The following is a 17932-nucleotide window of genomic DNA, read 5'->3' as shown; positions in this document are numbered from 1 at the left end:
AGCGTCCGAATTCGAACACCAGAGCCCACTGGTGAGAAGTTCGATTCCTTTTCGACCGCAAGGCGTCGTTATTCTCTCGAGTTTGAGCGGTGGATTCGAAGGCCCAGCTTGCACCCGTATGGACCACGAACGGGCGCCATCCCAGGTCCATTTGCAGCACTGGAATTCGTCTGACGTCCCCTGAACTGGGGCGGTGGCGTCCGCCCGGTCATACAAAGCGAGGCCCCGGGTTCGGTCCTGGAAACCGATCCCGGGGCCACAACACCCGATCGAGGCAGAAAAATGCTCGACCTATTGTTTCGAGGGGCTTCCCACCAATCCTCGATGACCCACGAACCTACCATTCCGTGGCCCGAGGTCATGGAAACCCGAGTCGCCGAGATTCGCAGCGCCACGGTGCGGCTGAGCCTCCTGGTGTCGATGGTCGCCGCGCTGTGGGCGGTCGCCAGCGAGGGCGTTCTCGATCCGGGCAAGGCCACCTTCCTGCTGGCCCTGGCCGGGATCGCCGGACGATCCACGGTGGGCTACGTACGGGTACGCCGGCACTGACACGGGCAGGTACCCGCTCCCCGCCCAGGGCTCGGAGCGTGTCGATCCCGGGTTCGGCGTGGCGGTCGTCACCTGGACCTGGGGGTTACGGAAGGAGGGCGCGTTCGTGGACGCGAGGAGGTGCGCGCACTGTGGTCTGTGGTTCCCCCGGAAGGGCGGCCCGGGGCGCAAACGGGACTACTGCGACACGCCGTGTCGGCGCAGGGCTCAGCGCCTGCGCGACGGCAAGGGGGTTCTGCCGGATTCGAGCCCGCGCTGGCGTGCAGCCGAGGCCGTCGAGAGTGTACAGACGGCGTCGATGCAGCTTGCGGAAGCCGAGATCCGGCACGCGCCGTTGCCGGTACTGCCGGCCGGTGCGGAGAACCTGATCGACGAGGTCCGGCGCTTCACTGCTTCGGCCGTTCAGGACGCCCGCGCGTCCGGCATCGGTTGGGAGGCGATCGCTGCCGCGGCGGGAGTCGACGTGGCCACGGCCAACGGGCGTTGGAATGCCCGCGTGGCATGCAGACCCGCCTCCCGTACCCGGCCTGCGGGCCCCGCTCGGATGCCGCGCGGTCCGACGGGCACCCGACTGCGCCTGTGGTTCCGCATGAAGCGGAGTCGCAGATGTGCGCCACGGTCGAGGAAGGGGGAGCGGGGGGCACGGCGCGAATGAGGCGTGACCTCGCTGCGGCGTTGCGTCATCTGCGGTCCGAGGCCCCGATGACGCTGGGGGACGCGGCTTTGCGCGCGGATCTGCCCCCCGCGTACGTCTCACTCGTGCTCAGCGGCGACGTGCTCGCCTCATGGCCCTTGCCATCCTCGCCACCCTTTTCGGAGGCGAGTCCGACGATCTGCGGGTTCTGTGGGAGTGCGCGCAAGGCGACGTCGACTCGTCGACCCGGCGTGCGGACCTGGCCGCGTGGCGCCTGCGTACCTGTTTGCGGGGGCTCTACCTGGCGCGCTCGTGTCCCGACCTCGGCGAGTTGTGCGCACGCTCGGACGTGACGGTACCGGCGGGCACCGTCGCCGACGTCCTCGCCGGTGGCCTCGTTCCCGACCGGGGCACCGCGATGATGCTCGCCGCCGCGTTGGGCGGCACCGCCGAGATCGGGATCCTGCGGGAGGAGGCCGGTCGCGCCCTCTCGGGCGTCGGCAGGCCGATTCCGGTCGGCGGGCTCCGATGCGGTACCACCGCGTACCGGGGGCACCCCAAGCCCGGTGATCCCCGCACCGCGGGTGTCCGAGCACAAGAGGGGCAACCTCCCCGATCTTGACGACACAGGTTACGGGTCGGCGTTGTACCGCGTGTCGGTGATGCGTGCGCCGCGGCGGGTGCGCACGTCGGCGTCGGCGCCGCGAGCGGTGATCGGGGAGTCGGTGATCTCGCTGTCGGGTCCGGCGGTTTGCCGGGCGTCGGCGCCGCCGCTCGCGGTCACGTTGGCGCGGGTGATGCGGGCGCCGCGTCCGGCCACCGTGCGAATGCGGGTGCGCTGCGGCGGGTTCGCGGTGACCCGCACGGCCAGATACACCCCGACGGCGACGAGCACCGCCAGCGCCGCCCCCAGGGTCCAACTCCACGCGTTCGTGACCAGGTTCGTCACCGCGCCGGTCGCGACGCCCACCACGACGCCGGCGGCCGCGACTGTCTTCGGCCCGATCGCCACGGTTGCCTCCCCACGGGCCGCGCCGGTTCCCGCCCGGCGGGCGTGATTGCGCGGATTCCCCTTCCTGACCACGGTACGACTGAAATCCTGTTCCGGTGGGGGATGTTCGCTCATCCGCCCCTGGATCGGGGCGCGGTGCGGGCTGTTCGAGGGGTGGGGGATGAGTGGGGCCGGGAAGTGGTTCACCGACCGCAAGCAGGCGCTCGCGGCGATCGACGCCGTCACCGGCGCCTCCGTGGAGCAGACGGCGGGGAGCGCCCCGCGTGTGCTGCTGCTGACGGGGGTGTCGGGGACGGGCAAGTCGACGCTGCTGGAACGCACCGCAACACGCTGCCCGCATGTGCTCGGCGGGGTGCTGGACATCGACGCCCTGGTCGCGCGCATGGCCGAGTCCGAGTCCGGGGCCGACGCTGCCGCGCTGGAGTTGCTGCGGCAGGTCGGCGACCGGCTCGCCGGGGCCGCCCCGTGGTGGAGCCGCCGGTGGGCACGACGCCGCGCGAGGGCCATCGGCACCGTGCCCTCGGTCCGCCAACACGCGTCCGTGAAGGTCGCCCGCGGCGGGAGCGTCGCCCACTCGCCGCAGATCCTCCACCCGCCGCAGGCGACCCAGCCCGAGCGCCGCACCGGATGGCAGGAACAACTGGACGCCGTCGCACGGCCGGCGCGGCGCCGGCGGTGCGTGCTGCTGCTGGACACCTGCGAGCGCCTGGCCTACTTCGACGACACGCACCCGACCGCCGGCGGCGACCCCTACGGGCTCGGCGGATGGTTCACCTCCGTCCTGGCCGGCCTGCTGACCCGCATGCCGAAACTGAGCGTCGTCCTCGCCGCCGCCCACCGGGCGCCGGTCACCCTCACCCCCGCAACCCCCGACACCCTCGCCCCGCCCACCGTCGGCGGACACCCGTGTACGGTCCACGAACTACGCCGGTGGACCCCGGCCGACACCCGCCGATACCTCGAGCGCCGCGGAGTCACCGACCCCGCATGGGCCCGAGCCGCCGTCGAAGCCGGGCAAGGGGGCCTGCCCGTCGAAGCGGCATGGCTCGCGGACCTCCTCACCACCGACGCCGTCACCACCACCCCGGACGCCGACGCCCGGGCGGCCGCCGATCTGACCCGCATGCCCCGCGACGCCTGGGCTGCGACCCACGTACTGCCGCGCCTGGCCCGAGCACACAAGGCCCTGCTCCCGGCCGCCGTGATCCTGCGCACCTTCACCCCGGGCGGGTTGCGCACCGTCGCCGAAGCCGGACCCGACCCGCACGAACTGCCCGCCTGGGACGACGACTGGTTCCGGCGGTTCAGCGCGCTGTCCGCCGTCAGCCCCGTCCCCGGCACCGACCGGTGGCGGCTTCACCGCACGGTACGCGATTGGCTCCTGGACGCCTACACCCGCAAAGACGCCGACCGCGTCCCCGCGGACCGGCTCCTGCCCCACCTGCACCGCGCCGCCGCGGACTATCACCACGCCATGACCCCGGGTGTGTTCTCTCCGGACGAGGCCCGGCACCGCCTCGCGCTCGGCGAATTCGTCCCCGCCTGGACCACCCAGCTCGCCGAAGCCCTCACCGCACCGCCTGACCCGGCACGCGTCCGGCTGCTCACCGACCTCGCCCTCGACCCCGAGGCCCGCGACACACTCGGGGAACACCAGCCGGCCCACCTCGCCGACGCCCACCTGGCCCGCGCCTGGCTCCACCACCAGAGCGACCAACACACCGACGCCCAAGACCACGCCGAGCACGCGCTCGACCACTACCGCGCCGCCGACCCTCGCCACCCGGCCCTGGCCGCCGCCGCGCGCCTGGCCGGGCAAAGCGCCTGGAAACGCCACCGGTTCGCCCACGCCGCCGCGCACTGGCACACCGCCCTCGCCACCGGCGCGGACCCGCCGCCCGCCGACCTGATCCGCGCCCGGGCCGAAGCCGTCCTGCGCACCGGCATCATGGTAAGCACCATGCTGTCCGAGTCGGGCGGGTCTCTGAACTCATAGACGTATATTTCGGCGCCTTCGCCGGGTATTTCCACCCTCAGAGTCGCGCCGTCGTCCTGATATTCATAGGCGAGGCTCGACCGGTCGGCCCACTCTTGTGTCTCGCTGATGACGAACGACTCCCTACCTGGTCCTGTCTCTACTGAACGTGTCGCCGTCCATGCCGAGGCCGGCTTGGTCAACCGGTGCCGGTGCGGCTGTTCTACGACTGCCTCATCGAGGAGGGACTGCGGGAGCCCCACAGAGTCGTCGCCCCGCCGGGTTTACGCGGACCTGGTCTGCCTGCCCAGCACAGACCGGGGTGAGAGGCTCGATTGTCGCACGGAGGCGCGGACGACGCGCCACCGTGAGTCTGAGGGGTGGTTGGTTGGTGTACGGGTGGTGGTGGGGGCGGCCGACGGCCCCGAATCGGTTGAACTGCGTAGGCCGAGGGCCTCCTTGGAGCCTGTCGGCGGCGTCGGTGTCCGCGCTCTTGACGGCACGGCTCTCTCCCGGGTCGAGCCACCGCGTCGACCGCGCTGTGTACGGCTCCGGGCCGCGTGCCGGCGGACCTCCCGAGCGTTGCCGACTCCCACCCGTCGACGTTGCTCTCGCCCACCGTCCCCGAATCGACCCCTTCCCGCGTCCAAGCGGGTCGCCGCGTGTCGACAGGAAGCGCGAAGGCGCGAGTACCGGCGTTGGTGTACGGGTACGTACCCGTACACTGGTGTCCATGAGCGAGAGGAGTTCCACGATGTCGGATGCGAATGTCCGTATTCCCGCTGAAACCCGTGATCGGCTCGCCGAGGTGGCGGCCGCGGAGGGCATGTCGCTGCGCGCATATCTCGCGCACCTCGCCGATACCCTCCTCACGCCGCGGGAACGCGCCGAACGCGCCGAGCAGGCCCGCCGCCTGTTGCGGGAGTGGAGCGGCTACGACCCCAGCGAGGCCGAACAGGCGAACCTGGACACGGAGTTGGACCGGCGGATCGCGGCGGCGGGCCCGCGGTGAGCGACGCGTTGCATATCGTGCTGGACGAGAGCGCCATGGTCGCCGCGGGGCGTGGGAACGCGATGGCCTCCAGGCTCATCCACCGCGCGCACGCCCAACCGGGCTGGTTCCTGTACGCCCCGGCCTGCGCCCTCGTCGATGCCGACCGGATCCGCCCGGGCACCGCCGAACACATCGCCGCGCTGCCCGGCGTCGGCGTCCTCGAACTGGACCTGTCCGCCGCACTCGCGATCGCCCCCGACGACACCTGGGGCGCGGCACACGCCCGCCACGCGGCCCGGCCCACCCCCGAACGCCCCGACGGCGCGTTCGTGGCCACCACCATCCCCGACCGATGGGCCGGACAAGCAGTACGCGTCCTCGACCTCAGCCTCTGACCCCTCGGCCCGGCGAAACCCGCCATGGCGAGCCGGGGGTGCAGGGGGTCCGATCCGCGGTGCGGCGCCGTGCGAGAGCGTTGCTCCCGCGCGGAGGCACCGTGTGACGGTGGATGCTTCAGCCATGCCGCCACCGGCCGCCCCACCAACCCGCCGCCGCGCCGTCCGCGTCGTGTCGACCGGACTGCGGGACGAAGCCTCGAAGAACCCCTGCCCGTATCGGTCGTTCGGAAGGTCCGGCTCTGACCACCCTTCGATCAGGCCCCACCCCGAAGCCCCACGAAGTTGTGAGGATATGTTGTGGGTCCGGTAGGGGATCGAGCGGTTCCCGGCGCGCCGAGCCCCACCGTGCCCCGGGCAGGTGTGTGTGGTCCGACGACCGAGCATGAGTAACCGTCGTGGGCGGCGGCTTGCTCGGTGTCGCCCGCCGCCGCGCCACCGTTAGATGCGCCTCGCACCGTTCGGCCGGCGGAGCGTGACCGGTGCCCGCGGTATGACAGGACCCTGCCCCTCTGTCGTCGCCGCCCGGGTCGCTCGCCCCGGTCCGGTCGGTGGCTTTACCAGCCCCGCCGTACCGCTCGCCCGGCCGAGACCGTCGCCGTCGTTACCATCCCCGGCTGCGCGGCCCCGCACACGCTGTCCCGGCCCGACGGGGCCGAGCAGCTCGACATCCCGACGGACGCGATAGACGCCACCCTCGACCACGCCGAACACCCCGACCACACCCTCGAACGGGCTCCGGACCCGCGAACGACGACACCGACCGAGACCGGCCCGGCGTAGCGCACCGCGCCCCCGGGCGGCGATGGATTGGTGATCTCTCCGCACAGGTACCCACATACGGGCTGTGCGGCCGGGCAGGGTGCACATCGCGCCCCGAGGGGCGCGAACACCGCATGTGCCCCGGTCGGTTCCAAGTGCGACGGGGCAGGCGACGCCCCACGCGACGGGCCCAAGAGCCGGCCCCACCCGGCCGGTATCAGGGGCCGTTCGCGGCCGACCGGGGCAACCCACCCCGGGTGCCCGCTCGCCCGACCGGGCACGAGCGACCCACACGCGGTTCCGACACATCCGGCCCTGTAGACCCGCGGGCTTCGCCGCCCCGGCATGAGGTATCCGGGCGGCGCGTGCCACCGCACCGCCGTGCTTACCGGCCGCGCACGGCTGCGCCGTCACCCTGTCGAGATGGACCCGGACTTCGTCTCAACGCGATCGAGGCGGTGTGGGATGCGGACGTTGCGGCGTTCGGGTCATCGCCGGCCCGTCCGGTGCGCGCGAGGAGCGCACCGTGGTGGCTCGCGTGCTCGATGGGGGCTTCGAGTTCCGGATCCGGCCGAGCCAATCGGGGGTGTTGCGGGGCCGGCAACGCCCTTTGGCGACCTCCCGGCAGGGAGCTCGGGGCCGGGTTGGGGGCTTACTTCGACGTGGATGTGGAGGGCGTTGCGGTGCGGGATCGGTCGTGTCGTAGGCGGGCGGTGGGGGTGGGGAGGAGGCGGAATCTGCCGGTGGTTCGGATCAGGTACGCCACGGAGTCCTCGTGTCGGCCTGTGGGGTGGGGGCCGACGTGGCCAGGTGGGGGTGTCCACGGCACGATCTCCTTGCCGGAGGATCCCGCCGGCGGAGCGGGGCGAGTGAACAAGTCGTAGTCCCCGTGGTCGTGGTGGCGCGCGCGGGCCTGGCTGGGGAAGCCGTACCACCAGGTGCGATCGGTTCCCGGTGTCGGCTTGGACCACGCCCACAGGAGGAGCGGCGGCGCGGCGATCGCCGCGGTCGCGGCGAGGGCCCACAGCGAGGGCAGGCCGAACACCATGACGGCGAGCCAGGGCGCGGCGAGGGCGAGGGGGGCGACCATGGCGAACCCGCCGCCCTCGTCGACGTATTGGTCCACGGTCATGGGGCTTTCGGCGTGCCTGCGGTATCCGGGTGGCGGGCACCACACCGCGGGGAGCACGGGGCGGCGCTTCGGGCGGCGGTAGAGGTGGTGGGCAAGGTGCGCCAGGCCCTGGTTGCGCAGTTGTCTGCGCAGACTGCGGCGTTCCTGCCGCATCGAGATGCCGGGATGGCGCAACACCTTGACGGTGTCCTCGGTTCGGCCCGCGCGGTGCAGGGCCTCGACCACGTCGACCGGGGTACGCAGCGACCCCATGCTGTGCTGGGCCGCAGACGTGTACATGGTGAGGAGAGCGACGCAGCCGAACAGGGCGGCCATCGAGCACACCGCGACGAACGCGACGACGTACGGGGTCCGGTGTCCGAGGGTCCCGGCTATGATCGCGCACGCGGTCGCGACCACCAGGGCACCGGCCCATCGCCGGCCGTGGACGAAGTCCACGTACCCTCGGGCCGCCACCCCCTCGAACAATGATTCGGTTCGGGTGTCTCCCGGCGCGATTCGGTCCTTCGCCTCCAGGACGCGCACGATCTCGTCGGGTTCGGCTCCCCGGCCGATCGCTGCCAGCGCTCGGTCCTCGAGTGCTCCTTCGGACAGGATCCCCAGGATGCCGGCGTCGACGGGGTCGGTCTTGGCGAGGTCGGTGACCAGGTCGCCCACCCAGCCCCGCGACTGGGGCGTGTCCCGGGCGACGGACACCAGGAAGCGTTCGGCGTCCGCGTCGTGCCCCGCCTCGCGCAGAGCGCGCAGGTACCGCCTCAGGGTGCCGGATGCAATCCGGGCCGGGACAGGCGCCGCGGGTATGCGGGCCGTGGGCCTTCGGGGCGCGTGCGGTGCGTGGGGGACGCGGGCCTGCGACGTCTCGCGGGTGGCACCGGTGGCCAGTGCGGGTCGCGTCGGTGATTCGGTGGCGGTGGGTGGGTCGTCCTTCCCCTCTTCCTCGTCCGGTTGCGCGTCGGCCGCGTGGATCTCCGCGGTGTCCAGGCGGCGTTCGAGTTCCTCACAGCGGCGTTCCGCGTCCAGGGTGCGGTGGTGGGCCTTGCCCAACGCCTCCCGTAGTGCCTGCACCTGCCGTGCCAGACGGTCGCGTTCCTCCCGCAGGCGCCGCTGCTCCTCGCGCGCGCTCTCGAGCCCCTCGGCATGGTCGGCGCGTTCCCCCTCGGCCGCGACCTGGAGTTCCCGGTGGCGGCCGATCAGGTCGGCGAGGTCGCGTTGCCGGGCCTGCAACACCTCGGCCAGCGCCTGTTCGCGCACCTGCGACTCCTGCAACCGACGATCCGCCTCGGCCAGGTCGTCCCGCATCTCCTGCAACCGGGCCTGGACCGGGTTGCTCACCGCCAACGCGGCACGCTGGGCGGCGCGCACGCGCGCGGTGGCCTCGGCGGTCCGCGGGCCCGCCTTGACCTCCACGTCCCGCAACAGGCGCTCGACGAACTCCGCGGGTGCGATCCGCGTCCCGTTCAGATAACGCGACAGCGCGCCCGCGTCCATGTAGGTCCGCAGCGCGTACACGCGCACCGACACCCCCAACACCGCGAACAACGCCCGCAGATCCACCGCCAGCGCGCGCCCCTGCGGTGACACGCGCGCGGGGATCGGCTTCAACCCGGACGTGTCCATCAACTCCGCGCGAAACGGCTCCGCCTCGTCCATGCCCGCCCCCCGGGAACGCCTCGCCGCGTTGCCGACGACGGCAACGCGTGACCTCTGCCGCAACGCTTCCACGCCCACGCATCCTCGGAACACCGAATCCGCGAACACGCCCGGACCTGCCCGACCCCGCCCCCCACTCGGGGCGAGGGACCGGGCAAGACCCGGACGAGGCCACGCCAAGGAGGACCTCATGCCGGCCGACCCCACCGACAACCACCACGGCCCGTCCGAACCGCTCGACGTGCGCACGCTGGTCCTGCTCGCCCTCACCGGCCTGACCGTCTACCTCAGCTACCGCGACCCGGCCCTGGGCGTCGCCATCGGCGTGGGCATCGCCGTCCTCCTCGCCCTGCACACCCTCGTCAAACACAAGTAACCCCCACCCACACCACCACGCCGGCCCCGGGAACACACCCTCCCGGGACCGGCTTTCCACCTCCCCCACCAGAAGCCCTCGAGGCCCGCCGGCGCCCACTCCCGCATCCACCGCAGCGCCAAGGCACGGTCGGCGGTGGAGGGACACAGCGCCCACGGCGGGCCCAGGGCGTGCTCGGCGAACAGGTCCTCCAACGCGGCGCGGCGGGCGGTATACGGCATGGCGATCAGGTCCCGCTCCCCTCACGCGCAGCAGGTCGAACGCCACAGAGTCGGCCGGGTGTTCGCGGGCGACGCGCGGTACGGCAGCGCGGGTGCGGTTCATCGGGCGCCGGAGCAGGTCGAACGCCAGCTTTCCGTCGTGCCAGACCACGAGTTCGCCGTCCGGAAGCACATCCACATCGGGCAGGTCTCGACGGCCGGGGGCAAAGGGGAGTCGGAGCGGACATGGGCGATTTCGTCGTGTGGATGTCGGCGGGCCGGGAGGCCGACGCGTGTTGGATCAAGGCCACCGGTCAGCGATCCCGAACGATCGACTCGTACCTGCGCGCGGTGTTCGGGTTTGACGACCCCGAGAGGATCCGGCAGGCGTGCGGGAGCGGGTGACCGCCGGTCCGATGCGGCCACCTTCCCCGTCACCCCACCGCGGTCGAAAGTGAACCCGCCCCCCGTTCGAGGGATGTCGCGGTTCCGCGCCGCCGACGGGCCGGGAAGGATCGGCGCCGGCCCGCCGGTCGCACACCCTCCGAGGCCCGTCCTCGGGCCCCGCGCGATCGCATCCGACCGAGACGGCCGGGGCGCGGTCGACGGCTGCCGGGGTGGCCGGCTCGGCACGGGCGGTACCTGCGGATGCCGCCCGGGTACATTGCCTTTCGGGGTCGGTGCGGCCCCGGGTGGGCGTGGCAACTGCCGTGCGCGGCCCAGGCGTCGTGGGCGGCCCGAGCCGCCGGCCGGGTGGTCGCTGCGGGGAGAGTGGGGGACATGCGTTTTCTGGAGCGGGAGCGGGCCGCGGCGACGAGGCTGTTGCCGGGACTGGACGAGAGCCTGCGGGCGGTGCCGTCGGCGGAGTTGGAGGACCCGGCCGGCCCCGGTATCGGGCTCTTTGCCGACGGCGGTGGCCCCGGGCTGGTGGTTCCGGTCTCCTGTGGGGGGCGGGGGGCGAGCGCGGTGGAGGCGTTACGGGTGCAGCGCGCGCTGGCCCGCAGGTCGCCGTCCCTGGCGGCGACCTGCGCCGTGCATCATTTCTCGGTGGCGGTCCTGCTCGGCCTGGCCGCCGTCGACAACGAGGGCGTGGAGTCGCAGCTCGTCGAGGGTTTGGCCGCCGGCAACAGCTTCCTGGCGTGCGACTTCCCCTTCGAACGTCCCGACGGCAAAGTCCTCGTGCCGTCGATGACCGCCGCGGTGGTACCGGACGGGGTACGAGTCGCCGGCGCCACGCGCGTGGGCGCCTTGGCCCGATCGATGGATCTGCTCGTCGCGGGTGTCACGATCGCGCGCACCGACGGCCCGGGCCCGGAGCCGGCGGTGGTGCTGGTGCCCGCCGAGAGCGAGGGCTTGAGCGTCGACGGGGCGGAGGAGGGGCAGGTCACCCTCGACGACGTCGTGGTGCCCCCGGAGTTCCTGATCCGAGCCTCGACCCTGGACAAACCTCTGGACGCGGTGTTGACCGCGGGCTTCGCCCTGTTCCAACTGCTGGCGACGGTCGCCCACGTCGGGGCGGCCGACACGCTGGTCGAGCGGGTGCTGCGCGACGGTCGGGCACCCGAGTCCGAACGGGTCGCCCTGCTGGTGGAAACCGAGGCCGCGATGTCCGCGGTGGAGGGTGTCGCGCTGCGGATCGACGGCGGCGACCCGGACGACGCGACACTCGCCCACGCGCTGTACGTGCGTTACGGCGTCCAGGACGCCCTGGCCCGGGTCGTCCCGCACGCGGTCGAACTCCTCGGCCACCTCGACACCGCCGGCTCCGACGAGGTCACCCACCTCGCCGGTTTCGCCGACGCGCTCGCCCTGCGCGCGCCGACCCGATCCCGGATGACCGACCCACTGGCGGCGTACCTGGCCGAAGGACCCCTGACCCTCGCCTGATCGCGGGCGGCCCCGGCCCAGGTCACGACCGGCCGTCGTGCACCACGCCCGACGACGGACCGGGACCGCCGCCCGAGTTCATCGCCATGCCCCGGGTCGTTGCGTACGAACCGGCCGGCCGTCGGTTCTCGGCGTTTCGCACCGCACGGACGCGGAACCCGCGGCTCCCACGGATCCACATCGACGCGTCCACCACGAACGGCGTCCCCCGGCAAACGCACCCGGCCGGCCCACCATCTCCCGGCCGTCGACGTCCACACCCTCGGGCGCCTCGAAATACCGGCGCACCTTCGCGTCACCGACGAAGAAACGAGCCGCACGTCCCCACTCCCAGAACGGATCACCACCGTCCAATCGAACGGATCACCACCGTCCACAGCCACTCGCGCGGCAGCCACGGCGTCCCGCGCGTCCACGCCGTCCTGGTCCGCGGCGGCGCCCGGGTCGTCGGGCGCCGCCGCATCGCGCGTCTGATGCGCGAGGCCGGACTCGCCGGCCGACACCGCAGACGCGGCCGCCGCACCACCGTCCCGGACCCGCACGCCGCCGCCCGCCCGGACCTGATCGGGCGCGACTTCGCGCCCGGCCCGGCACCGGTGACGCGCCGGTGCGGCGACATCGCCTACCTTGCGACCGAGCAGGGCCGGCTGTTCCTGGCCATCGTCATCGACATCGCCACCCGCAGGATCGTCGGCTGGGCCACCGCGGACCACCTGCGCACCGACCCGGTCGCCGACGCGCTGCGCGACGCCGTCGGCAAGCAGCGCCCGACCCGCGGAACGATCTGGCAGCCGGTAGGCATCGATCCTGGCGCCGTAACGCTCCTGCCATGCCGGGGCCATCCAGTTCGCGAGCCACCGGGCATTTGCCGCGGACAGTGCTTCCAGGCAGGCCCGGAGCGTTTCGCCGACGAACTCCAGTCGGTTCAGGCGCCGGACGGCCGCCAGGACATGCGTGGAGTCGGTGCGCTGCCGCCCTCCGGCGCCGACCAGGCCCTCGTCGGCCAGGCGCTCCAAGAACCTCTAACGTAATGACTTCAGGCGTCGCCGGCACATGATTGAGCAGGCGAGGTTGAGGAAGGCTTCGTGGATGTCGTCGCGGATCTCCCAGCGTATCCGTAGGCGGCGGAACCAATGCAGATGCGCGAAGGCGCGTTCCACGACCCAGCGTTGGGTGCCCAGGCCTGATCCGTGTTCGACACCGCGCCGTGCGATGAGCGGCTTGACGCCGAGGGCGCGCACCAGACGGCGGTATTCGTCGTGGTCGTAGCCGCGGTCGCCCAGGACCACGTCGGGCCGCTGTCGGGGCCTGCCGCGTTTGCCGCGGACCGGTGGCACGGCTTTCAGAAGCGGGATCAGTTGGGTGACGTCGTTGCGGTGTCCACCGGTCGGGGTGACCGCGAGCGGGATGCCCGTGGCGTCGGTGATCAGGTGATGTTTACTGCCCGTTCTGCCCCGATCGACAGGACTTCGTCCCGTCGCGGATCCCCCTTTAACGCCCGCACGTGGGACCCGTCGACGGCTGCCCGAGAGAAGTCCGGCGCGTCCGCGCGCCGCAGTTTCGCGAGCAGGACCTCGTGAAGCCGGGGCCACACGTCGGCCTCGGTCCACTCCGCCAGACGACGCCAACACGTCATCCCGGAGCCGAAACCCATCTCCTGCGGCAAGTGCTCCCAGGCGATCCCGGTGTGCAACACGAACAGGATCCCCTGAAACACCAACCGGTCGGGATGACGCTTGCGTCCCGGAGGGCGCGTCCGCCGCTCGACCTTCGGCAACAACGGCTCCACAACCGCCCACAACTCGTCGTCCACATCCCACGGCTTCGGCCGTGCCACAGCCCACCCCCGAACCACGATCCTGAGCCCATCCAACCAGCATCGAGGTCATTTCGTTAGGAGTTCCAAGAGCAGGTCCGGTACTCGCTCCTGCAAGCAGTTGTCCGGCAGTCGTTGTCCAAACCCGGTGAGCACGGTGAAGTCGAAGCCGGGGCCGGTGAGCTCCATACCCAGCAGGTACTTCACGTCGATCCCGGCCCGCACCGCGTGCGCCGCCTGCCGGTCCGTCAGGTTCTCGACGAACCGCAGCACGCTGACCAGGGCGAGTTGCCCGGGGGAGATACCGGGACGGCCTCGATCTCCGAACGCTTCCCGGAACTCCTCGTTCGAGAACACGGACCCGAGTCGGTTGGGGATCCGCATCGCGAGACACCCCTTCGGAACGCGGCATGTGCGACCGCACTCGTCCTCTCGGGAACATTGCCGGAAGCCGAGCCCATCGACACAGACCACCCCCTGTTGCAGGGCGGCCCCTTCACGCGCCCCTGATCAGCAGCATCCGCTCGTCGGCCGACTCCGACCGGGTGATCGACGTAAACTCCCCCGAATTGGGCAACAGGGTCATCGAGGCCTGGTACAACATCCGTAGGCTCCACAGCGGCCTCGGCTACCGCACACCCGTCGAATACGAAACCGCCCTCACGGCCTGAACAACACAACGAGGGTGTCCGTCAAAGCGGAGCAAGCTCGCGATTGCCTAACATGGCGATGTGGACACCTCCGGTATCTCTGTGGATGCGCGTAGGCGACGCGGTGCCGAGTTGCGTACGTTTCTCCGATCGAGGCGGGCGCGGCTGACCCCTCGGGATGTGGGCATGCCCGACGGCGGTGCGCGGCGTACGCCGGGCCTGCGCCGGGAGGAGGTGGCGGTCCTGGCGGGGGTCGGAGTCTCCTGGTACACGTGGTTGGAGCAGGGGCGGGAGATCAACGTCTCCGCTCACGTTCTGGATGCCATCGCACGGGTTCTCCGGCTGGAGGCAGCGGAACGAGAGCACCTGTATCTACTCGCCGGCCTGAATCCGCCACAGTCGCCGCCGGCCGACCGGGAGGTCTCGCCACGACTTCGACGCGTTCTGGACGGATGGTCGCCGCGTCCCGCCTATGTCATCGACCGACACTGGAACCTGATCGCGGTCAACCACGCCGCTCAAGTGGTCTTCGGATACGGCGACAGGGACATCAGTTGTCTGGTGAGCTTCTTCACCAACGTTCGCTTCCGATCCGATTTCCTCCATTGGGAGGATGTCGCCCGAACGATGGTCGGCCAGTTCCGAGCAGACGCCGCGCGCTACCCGGAGGATGCGGAGTTCGGTCGGTTGGCCGCCGACCTGTGCGCGGTCAGTCCCGCCTTCGCCGAGATCTGGGCGCAGCATCCCATCGGAACCGCCGCCGAGGGCGTCAAGTCGCTGGTCCACCCAACCGCAGGGGCGTTGACCTTCGAATACACCTCGCTCCCGTTGACTGACCTGCCGGGTCATCGGCTGCTGTTGCACACCCCGGTGGCCGGGACGGATACCGAGTCCCGACTCGCGCGGTTGTTGCGGGTCCGGGAATCCAGCGCGGTCTGAGCAGGATGCCGAGAGTGGTGGTGTCAGACCCAGGCTCAGCCGACACTGCCGCACGGAGCCCAGGCGCTCGATGATCGCGACATGAAGCGATTCACGGACAAGACGATTCTGATCACCGGTGGCGGCAGCGGCATCGGATTCGCCACGGCGCGCCGACTTCTCGACGAGGGCGCCCATGTCGTCGTCACCGGTCGGGACCAGGAGAGGTTGGAGACGGCCGCCGCCCGTCTCGGCGCGGCCGAACGAGTCCTCGTCGTTCGTGCCGACGTGTCCTCCTCTGTCGATCTCGACCGTCTGATGCGGCGCATCGAGGCGTGGCGCGGTGGTCTGGACGTCGTCTTCGCCAACGCGGGCGTCGGGATCTTCAAGCCGAGCGCCGAACTCACCGAAGCAGATTTCGACTACACCGTGGACATCAACTTCAAGGGCGTCTTCTTCACCATTCACAAAGCACTGCCTTTGTTGCGAAACGGTGGAGCCGTGGTCGTCAACGCATCGTGGACGCTGCATCGCGGGCTCTCCATCGCATCCGTCTACTCCGCGAGCAAGGCCGCCGTACACAACCTGGCACGCACGCTCGGAGCCGATCTCGCCCCTCGCGGCATCAGAGTCAACTCCGTCAGCCCCGGCTACATCGACACGGACATCTACCGGGAAGCGAACCCCGACCCGAGTGAGCGGGCCCGCAACGCCGCGGAGGTTCCCCTCGGCTCGCTGGGTCACCCCGACGAGGTCGCCGCAGCAGTGGCCTTCCTGGCATCCGATGACGCCTCGTACATCACCGGACACGATCTCGTCGTCGACGGCGGACTCATCGGCTCGGTGCCTGTGGCGGGGGGCTGAGGAACGGTCGAACCGTGCGGAACACGCGTGCTGTCCGGCGAGGTGGATCGTCAGCCTGCGCGGGCCGAAGCGAATGTGATGGTCGGCCCGGACGACGGACGCCCGCTCGGCTCTGTGAGCGAGGACCTGGACGTGCACCGCCGCCTCCCGCTCCCCCGCGGTCGGATCCCGGCGGATCGTGTGCAGGAACGTCGGCGACGACGGCAGCGGATCCAGCATCGGCAGGGCGGCCGGCGGTGCGCCGCCCGGGATGCGCATGCCGCTCGGCGAGGGTGGTGGTGAGGCGGTCGAGGCCGGTGCGGCGGGGTCGCCGACCGGCGTCTCCGGCTTGGTGGCCGTACGGGCGCGGGCGACGAGTTCACGGTGGACCGCGCAGGCGTTGCCGCGCCGATGGGCCGACAGTATCCGGATGGGTGGGGTGATCTCAAGCCGGTCGCGGTCGCGGGCGACCAGGGAGGCGGCGGTGACGGATGTCGTGGTGGCAACGGCCGGCCAACGCCGTACCGTGCGGTCGGAGACATTCAGGCACTGCGCGGTGGTGTGGACGTGCGTGCGGGTGAGGCGGCGCCGGGCGCGCAGCGCGAGAGGGCGGCGGACCGCCGGGGCGCGCAGGGCGGTCGACGACACGGTGTCGAGGGCGGGCTCGGCCGGAGGTGTCGAAGACTCCCGGGTGGTGTCGTCGTGGGGGGCATCGGAGTCCCTCGTTCCTGCCGTGGGAGCGGTGGATCGGCACGGGTCAGGGGTTGGGGCCGATGCGGGAGCAGGCCCAGGCCGGCACCGCGTGATCCACCGCGGTGTCGGGGTCTCGGCTGCGGGCGGCGTAGGCGTGGGAGGTGATCTTCGCCCGGGTGTGAAAGTTCCCCCGCGCGTGCGTCGTGTCGCTGTGGAGCAGGTCCTCGTCGGTCGCGGCGTCCCACAGCGGATGGAACAGGCGCAGCACACCGGGGACTTGCGATGCCTCCGGACGTGGCACGTGTTGCCGGGGTCAGGACGCGGGAGGCCAGGGTGGGAGCCCGTGCCAGGTGCGCTCGGCGAGCCCGTGTCGGGGTGCGTTCGGCGTCCGCTCCGCACAGCACCAGGCCGGTGTGGGTGGCGGGGGCGTTCGCCAGGAGGCGGAGGTAGTCCGGCTCGGGGGCGGCGACGCGCCGGCATTGTCGATCACGAGCACACCCGGGGGGCGCGAGGGCGCCTGGGAGCGCGCGTTCGGCCGCGTCCGCGCGGTTCGTCAGGGATGTGGCCGGCAGGCCGAACGCGGTGAGCAGCGCGGCGCGCAACCGGGGGAGGGTCGGTTTCACCGCGACCGGCGCGGCGTACCGGGACGCGGCGCGGGAGCGGACGCAACGCTTGGTGGAGCGCGACCGTCCTGTCGTGGCCGGGGTCGCCGCACACACGATCCCGCGGGCGGCGACGGTGCGGCCCTCTCCCGCACCTGCTCTTCCGTGATCTCGTCGCTGTGGTCCGACATGATCCCCCTGTCTCCCCTGTTGCCCCACGGACATCGACTCCTTTATCGAGCAGGAGAACCCCTCCATCCGCCCAGTAGGCAATCCAGCCAGTTTGCGGGCCGCGAGAGTCGGTGCCGTGGTCGTCGCCGGCGCTGCCGGCCCGCTCGACGGCGGCCGGGCATCCGGCAGCGACAGGGACGGTCGCGGGCCGGCGTCGCCGAACTCGGTCGGCGTCGTGCTCCTGGTGGTGCTCGCCGAAGCCGGCCCGGGCCAAGGCGTCGGGCGCAGGCCGGCGGGACATTCGCGCCGGTCCCCCGCTCCGACCTGACGCGCGGTCACCCTCGCCCGGATGCCCCGGGGGACGGGGACACCGGGAGATCGAGGAGCGGGAGCCGCCAGGGCCGGCGTCGCCGGTAGTCGTCGAACCGAGCGTGACCGCGCGGGGCGGGTGGATTGGAGTGAAGGTCGATGCTCCATACCAGTCTGCGCCGTCCGAGGGTGCATACGGGGGCTTTGACCTGGGGTTTTGCCCGGCGTGGGGGGTCCGATATAAATCGGACCCCGTATCGGGCCCCTAGTACTGCAACGACACTCCGTGACCGGAAGTCATCACGGTCGTTGGTCCGTTCGTGTCGATGGAGATAGTTGACGGTTGGTCAGATGCGTTCACGGA

15 protein-coding genes and 1 pseudogene are annotated in these 17932 nt (G+C 71.5%); 11 read left to right on the top strand and 5 right to left on the bottom strand.

Annotation, left to right across the window (positions count from 1 at the left end):
- Positions 1–324: 324 nt before the first annotated feature.
- On the top strand, positions 325–549 hold the full coding sequence (locus ACWCPW_RS47515) for a hypothetical protein (protein ID WP_449767877.1): 225 nt from the start codon (positions 325–327) through the stop codon (positions 547–549).
- Positions 550–1334: 785 nt separating this feature from the next.
- Entirely contained in the window at positions 1335–1805 is a 471-nt protein-coding gene (locus ACWCPW_RS47510) for a hypothetical protein (protein WP_449767876.1), read from the top strand.
- 9 nt (positions 1806–1814) lie between these two features.
- On the opposite strand, the gene ACWCPW_RS47505 is transcribed toward ACWCPW_RS47510, so the two are convergent.
- On the bottom strand, positions 1815–2195 hold the full coding sequence (locus ACWCPW_RS47505) for a hypothetical protein (protein WP_449767875.1): 381 nt from the start codon (positions 2193–2195) through the stop codon (positions 1815–1817).
- A gap of 160 nt (positions 2196–2355) precedes the next feature.
- Between ACWCPW_RS47505 and ACWCPW_RS47500 the strand changes: the two genes are divergently transcribed.
- The 3 genes from ACWCPW_RS47500 to ACWCPW_RS47490 all read left to right on the top strand — a co-directional run bounded on the left by ACWCPW_RS47500 (position 2356) and on the right by ACWCPW_RS47490 (position 5559).
- Complete coding sequence (locus tag ACWCPW_RS47500) at positions 2356–4191, top strand: hypothetical protein (protein WP_449767874.1); 1836 nt, start codon at positions 2356–2358, stop codon at positions 4189–4191.
- A 733-nt stretch (positions 4192–4924) separates the two neighbouring features.
- Positions 4925–5182, top strand: coding sequence for a hypothetical protein (locus ACWCPW_RS47495; protein WP_449767888.1), 258 nt, complete (start codon positions 4925–4927; stop codon positions 5180–5182).
- Positions 5179–5559, top strand: coding sequence for a hypothetical protein (locus tag ACWCPW_RS47490; RefSeq protein ID WP_449767873.1), 381 nt, complete (start codon positions 5179–5181; stop codon positions 5557–5559). Before ACWCPW_RS47495 ends, ACWCPW_RS47490 begins: the two co-directional genes overlap by 4 nt.
- Positions 5560–6973: 1414 nt before the next feature.
- Here the strand turns inward: ACWCPW_RS47490 and ACWCPW_RS47485 are convergent.
- Positions 6974–9103: a hypothetical protein gene (locus tag ACWCPW_RS47485; protein ID WP_449767872.1), complete on the bottom strand. Its 2130-nt coding sequence runs from the start codon at positions 9101–9103 to the stop codon at positions 6974–6976.
- A gap of 190 nt (positions 9104–9293) precedes the next feature.
- Here ACWCPW_RS47485 and ACWCPW_RS47480 point away from each other — a divergent pair, with 190 nt between their 5' ends.
- The 4 genes from ACWCPW_RS47480 (at position 9294) to ACWCPW_RS47465 (ending at position 12597) form a co-directional block, all read left to right on the top strand.
- Entirely contained in the window at positions 9294–9479 is a 186-nt protein-coding gene (locus ACWCPW_RS47480) for a hypothetical protein (RefSeq protein ID WP_449767871.1), read from the top strand.
- Between the two features lie 446 nt (positions 9480–9925).
- Positions 9926–10084, top strand: a complete 159-nt coding sequence (locus ACWCPW_RS47475; protein WP_449767870.1) for a hypothetical protein — start codon at positions 9926–9928, stop codon at positions 10082–10084.
- Positions 10085–10459: 375 nt separating this feature from the next.
- Positions 10460–11566, top strand: a complete 1107-nt coding sequence (locus ACWCPW_RS47470) for an acyl-CoA dehydrogenase (RefSeq protein WP_449767869.1) — start codon at positions 10460–10462, stop codon at positions 11564–11566.
- An 86-nt stretch (positions 11567–11652) separates the two neighbouring features.
- Positions 11653–12597 carry an IS3 family transposase gene (locus ACWCPW_RS47465; RefSeq protein ID WP_449767868.1) on the top strand — a complete coding sequence of 315 codons (945 nt, stop codon included), beginning with the start codon at positions 11653–11655 and terminating at the stop codon, positions 12595–12597.
- Here the strand turns inward: ACWCPW_RS47465 and ACWCPW_RS47460 are convergent.
- Together ACWCPW_RS47460 and ACWCPW_RS47455 are read right to left on the bottom strand one after the other, a co-directional pair.
- Positions 12589–13403 (bottom strand): IS5 family transposase gene (locus ACWCPW_RS47460; RefSeq protein WP_449767867.1). Its coding sequence is split into 2 segments (ribosomal slippage): positions 12589–13074 and positions 13077–13403, totalling 813 coding nucleotides; the frame shifts between segments, so codons are not numbered across the junction. The two genes, ACWCPW_RS47465 and ACWCPW_RS47460, sit on opposite strands and share 9 nt — an antisense overlap.
- Positions 13404–13511: 108 nt before the next feature.
- Positions 13512–13697 (bottom strand): annotated as a pseudogene (locus tag ACWCPW_RS47455) (transposase); the annotation flags it as partial.
- A gap of 416 nt (positions 13698–14113) precedes the next feature.
- Between ACWCPW_RS47455 and ACWCPW_RS47450 the strand changes: the two are divergent.
- Positions 14114–14971 carry a helix-turn-helix transcriptional regulator gene (locus tag ACWCPW_RS47450; RefSeq protein WP_449767866.1) on the top strand — a complete coding sequence of 286 codons (858 nt, stop codon included), beginning with the start codon at positions 14114–14116 and terminating at the stop codon, positions 14969–14971.
- 81 nt (positions 14972–15052) lie between these two features.
- Positions 15053–15814 (top strand): SDR family NAD(P)-dependent oxidoreductase, encoded by a 762-nt coding sequence (locus tag ACWCPW_RS47445; RefSeq protein WP_449767865.1) that lies wholly within the window; start codon positions 15053–15055, stop codon positions 15812–15814.
- Between the two features lie 736 nt (positions 15815–16550).
- Here ACWCPW_RS47445 and ACWCPW_RS47440 read toward each other — a convergent pair.
- Positions 16551–16754 (bottom strand): hypothetical protein, encoded by a 204-nt coding sequence (locus ACWCPW_RS47440; protein ID WP_449767864.1) that lies wholly within the window; start codon positions 16752–16754, stop codon positions 16551–16553.
- Positions 16755–17932 lie beyond the last annotated feature (1178 nt).

The sequence above is a fragment of the Embleya sp. NPDC001921 genome (genome assembly GCF_053594475.1).
Note: the sequence above shows the minus strand (reverse complement) of the source record. Positions and strands in the feature narration are given on the sequence as shown.

Coding starts and splice junctions, on each gene's coding strand:
- ACWCPW_RS47515 (WP_449767877.1), top strand. CDS start 325: ATGACCCACGAACCTACCATTCCGTGGCCCGAGGTCATGGAAACCCGA.
- ACWCPW_RS47480 (WP_449767871.1), top strand. CDS start 9,294: ATGCCGGCCGACCCCACCGACAACCACCACGGCCCGTCCGAACCGCTC.
- ACWCPW_RS47470 (WP_449767869.1), top strand. CDS start 10,460: ATGCGTTTTCTGGAGCGGGAGCGGGCCGCGGCGACGAGGCTGTTGCCG.
- ACWCPW_RS47485 (WP_449767872.1), bottom strand. CDS start 9,103: ATGGACGAGGCGGAGCCGTTTCGCGCGGAGTTGATGGACACGTCCGGG.
- ACWCPW_RS47510 (WP_449767876.1), top strand. CDS start 1,335: ATGGCCCTTGCCATCCTCGCCACCCTTTTCGGAGGCGAGTCCGACGAT.
- ACWCPW_RS47465 (WP_449767868.1), top strand. CDS start 11,653: ATGCCCCGGGTCGTTGCGTACGAACCGGCCGGCCGTCGGTTCTCGGCG.
- ACWCPW_RS47475 (WP_449767870.1), top strand. CDS start 9,926: ATGGGCGATTTCGTCGTGTGGATGTCGGCGGGCCGGGAGGCCGACGCG.
- ACWCPW_RS47445 (WP_449767865.1), top strand. CDS start 15,053: ATGAAGCGATTCACGGACAAGACGATTCTGATCACCGGTGGCGGCAGC.
- ACWCPW_RS47495 (WP_449767888.1), top strand. CDS start 4,925: ATGTCGGATGCGAATGTCCGTATTCCCGCTGAAACCCGTGATCGGCTC.
- ACWCPW_RS47500 (WP_449767874.1), top strand. CDS start 2,356: ATGAGTGGGGCCGGGAAGTGGTTCACCGACCGCAAGCAGGCGCTCGCG.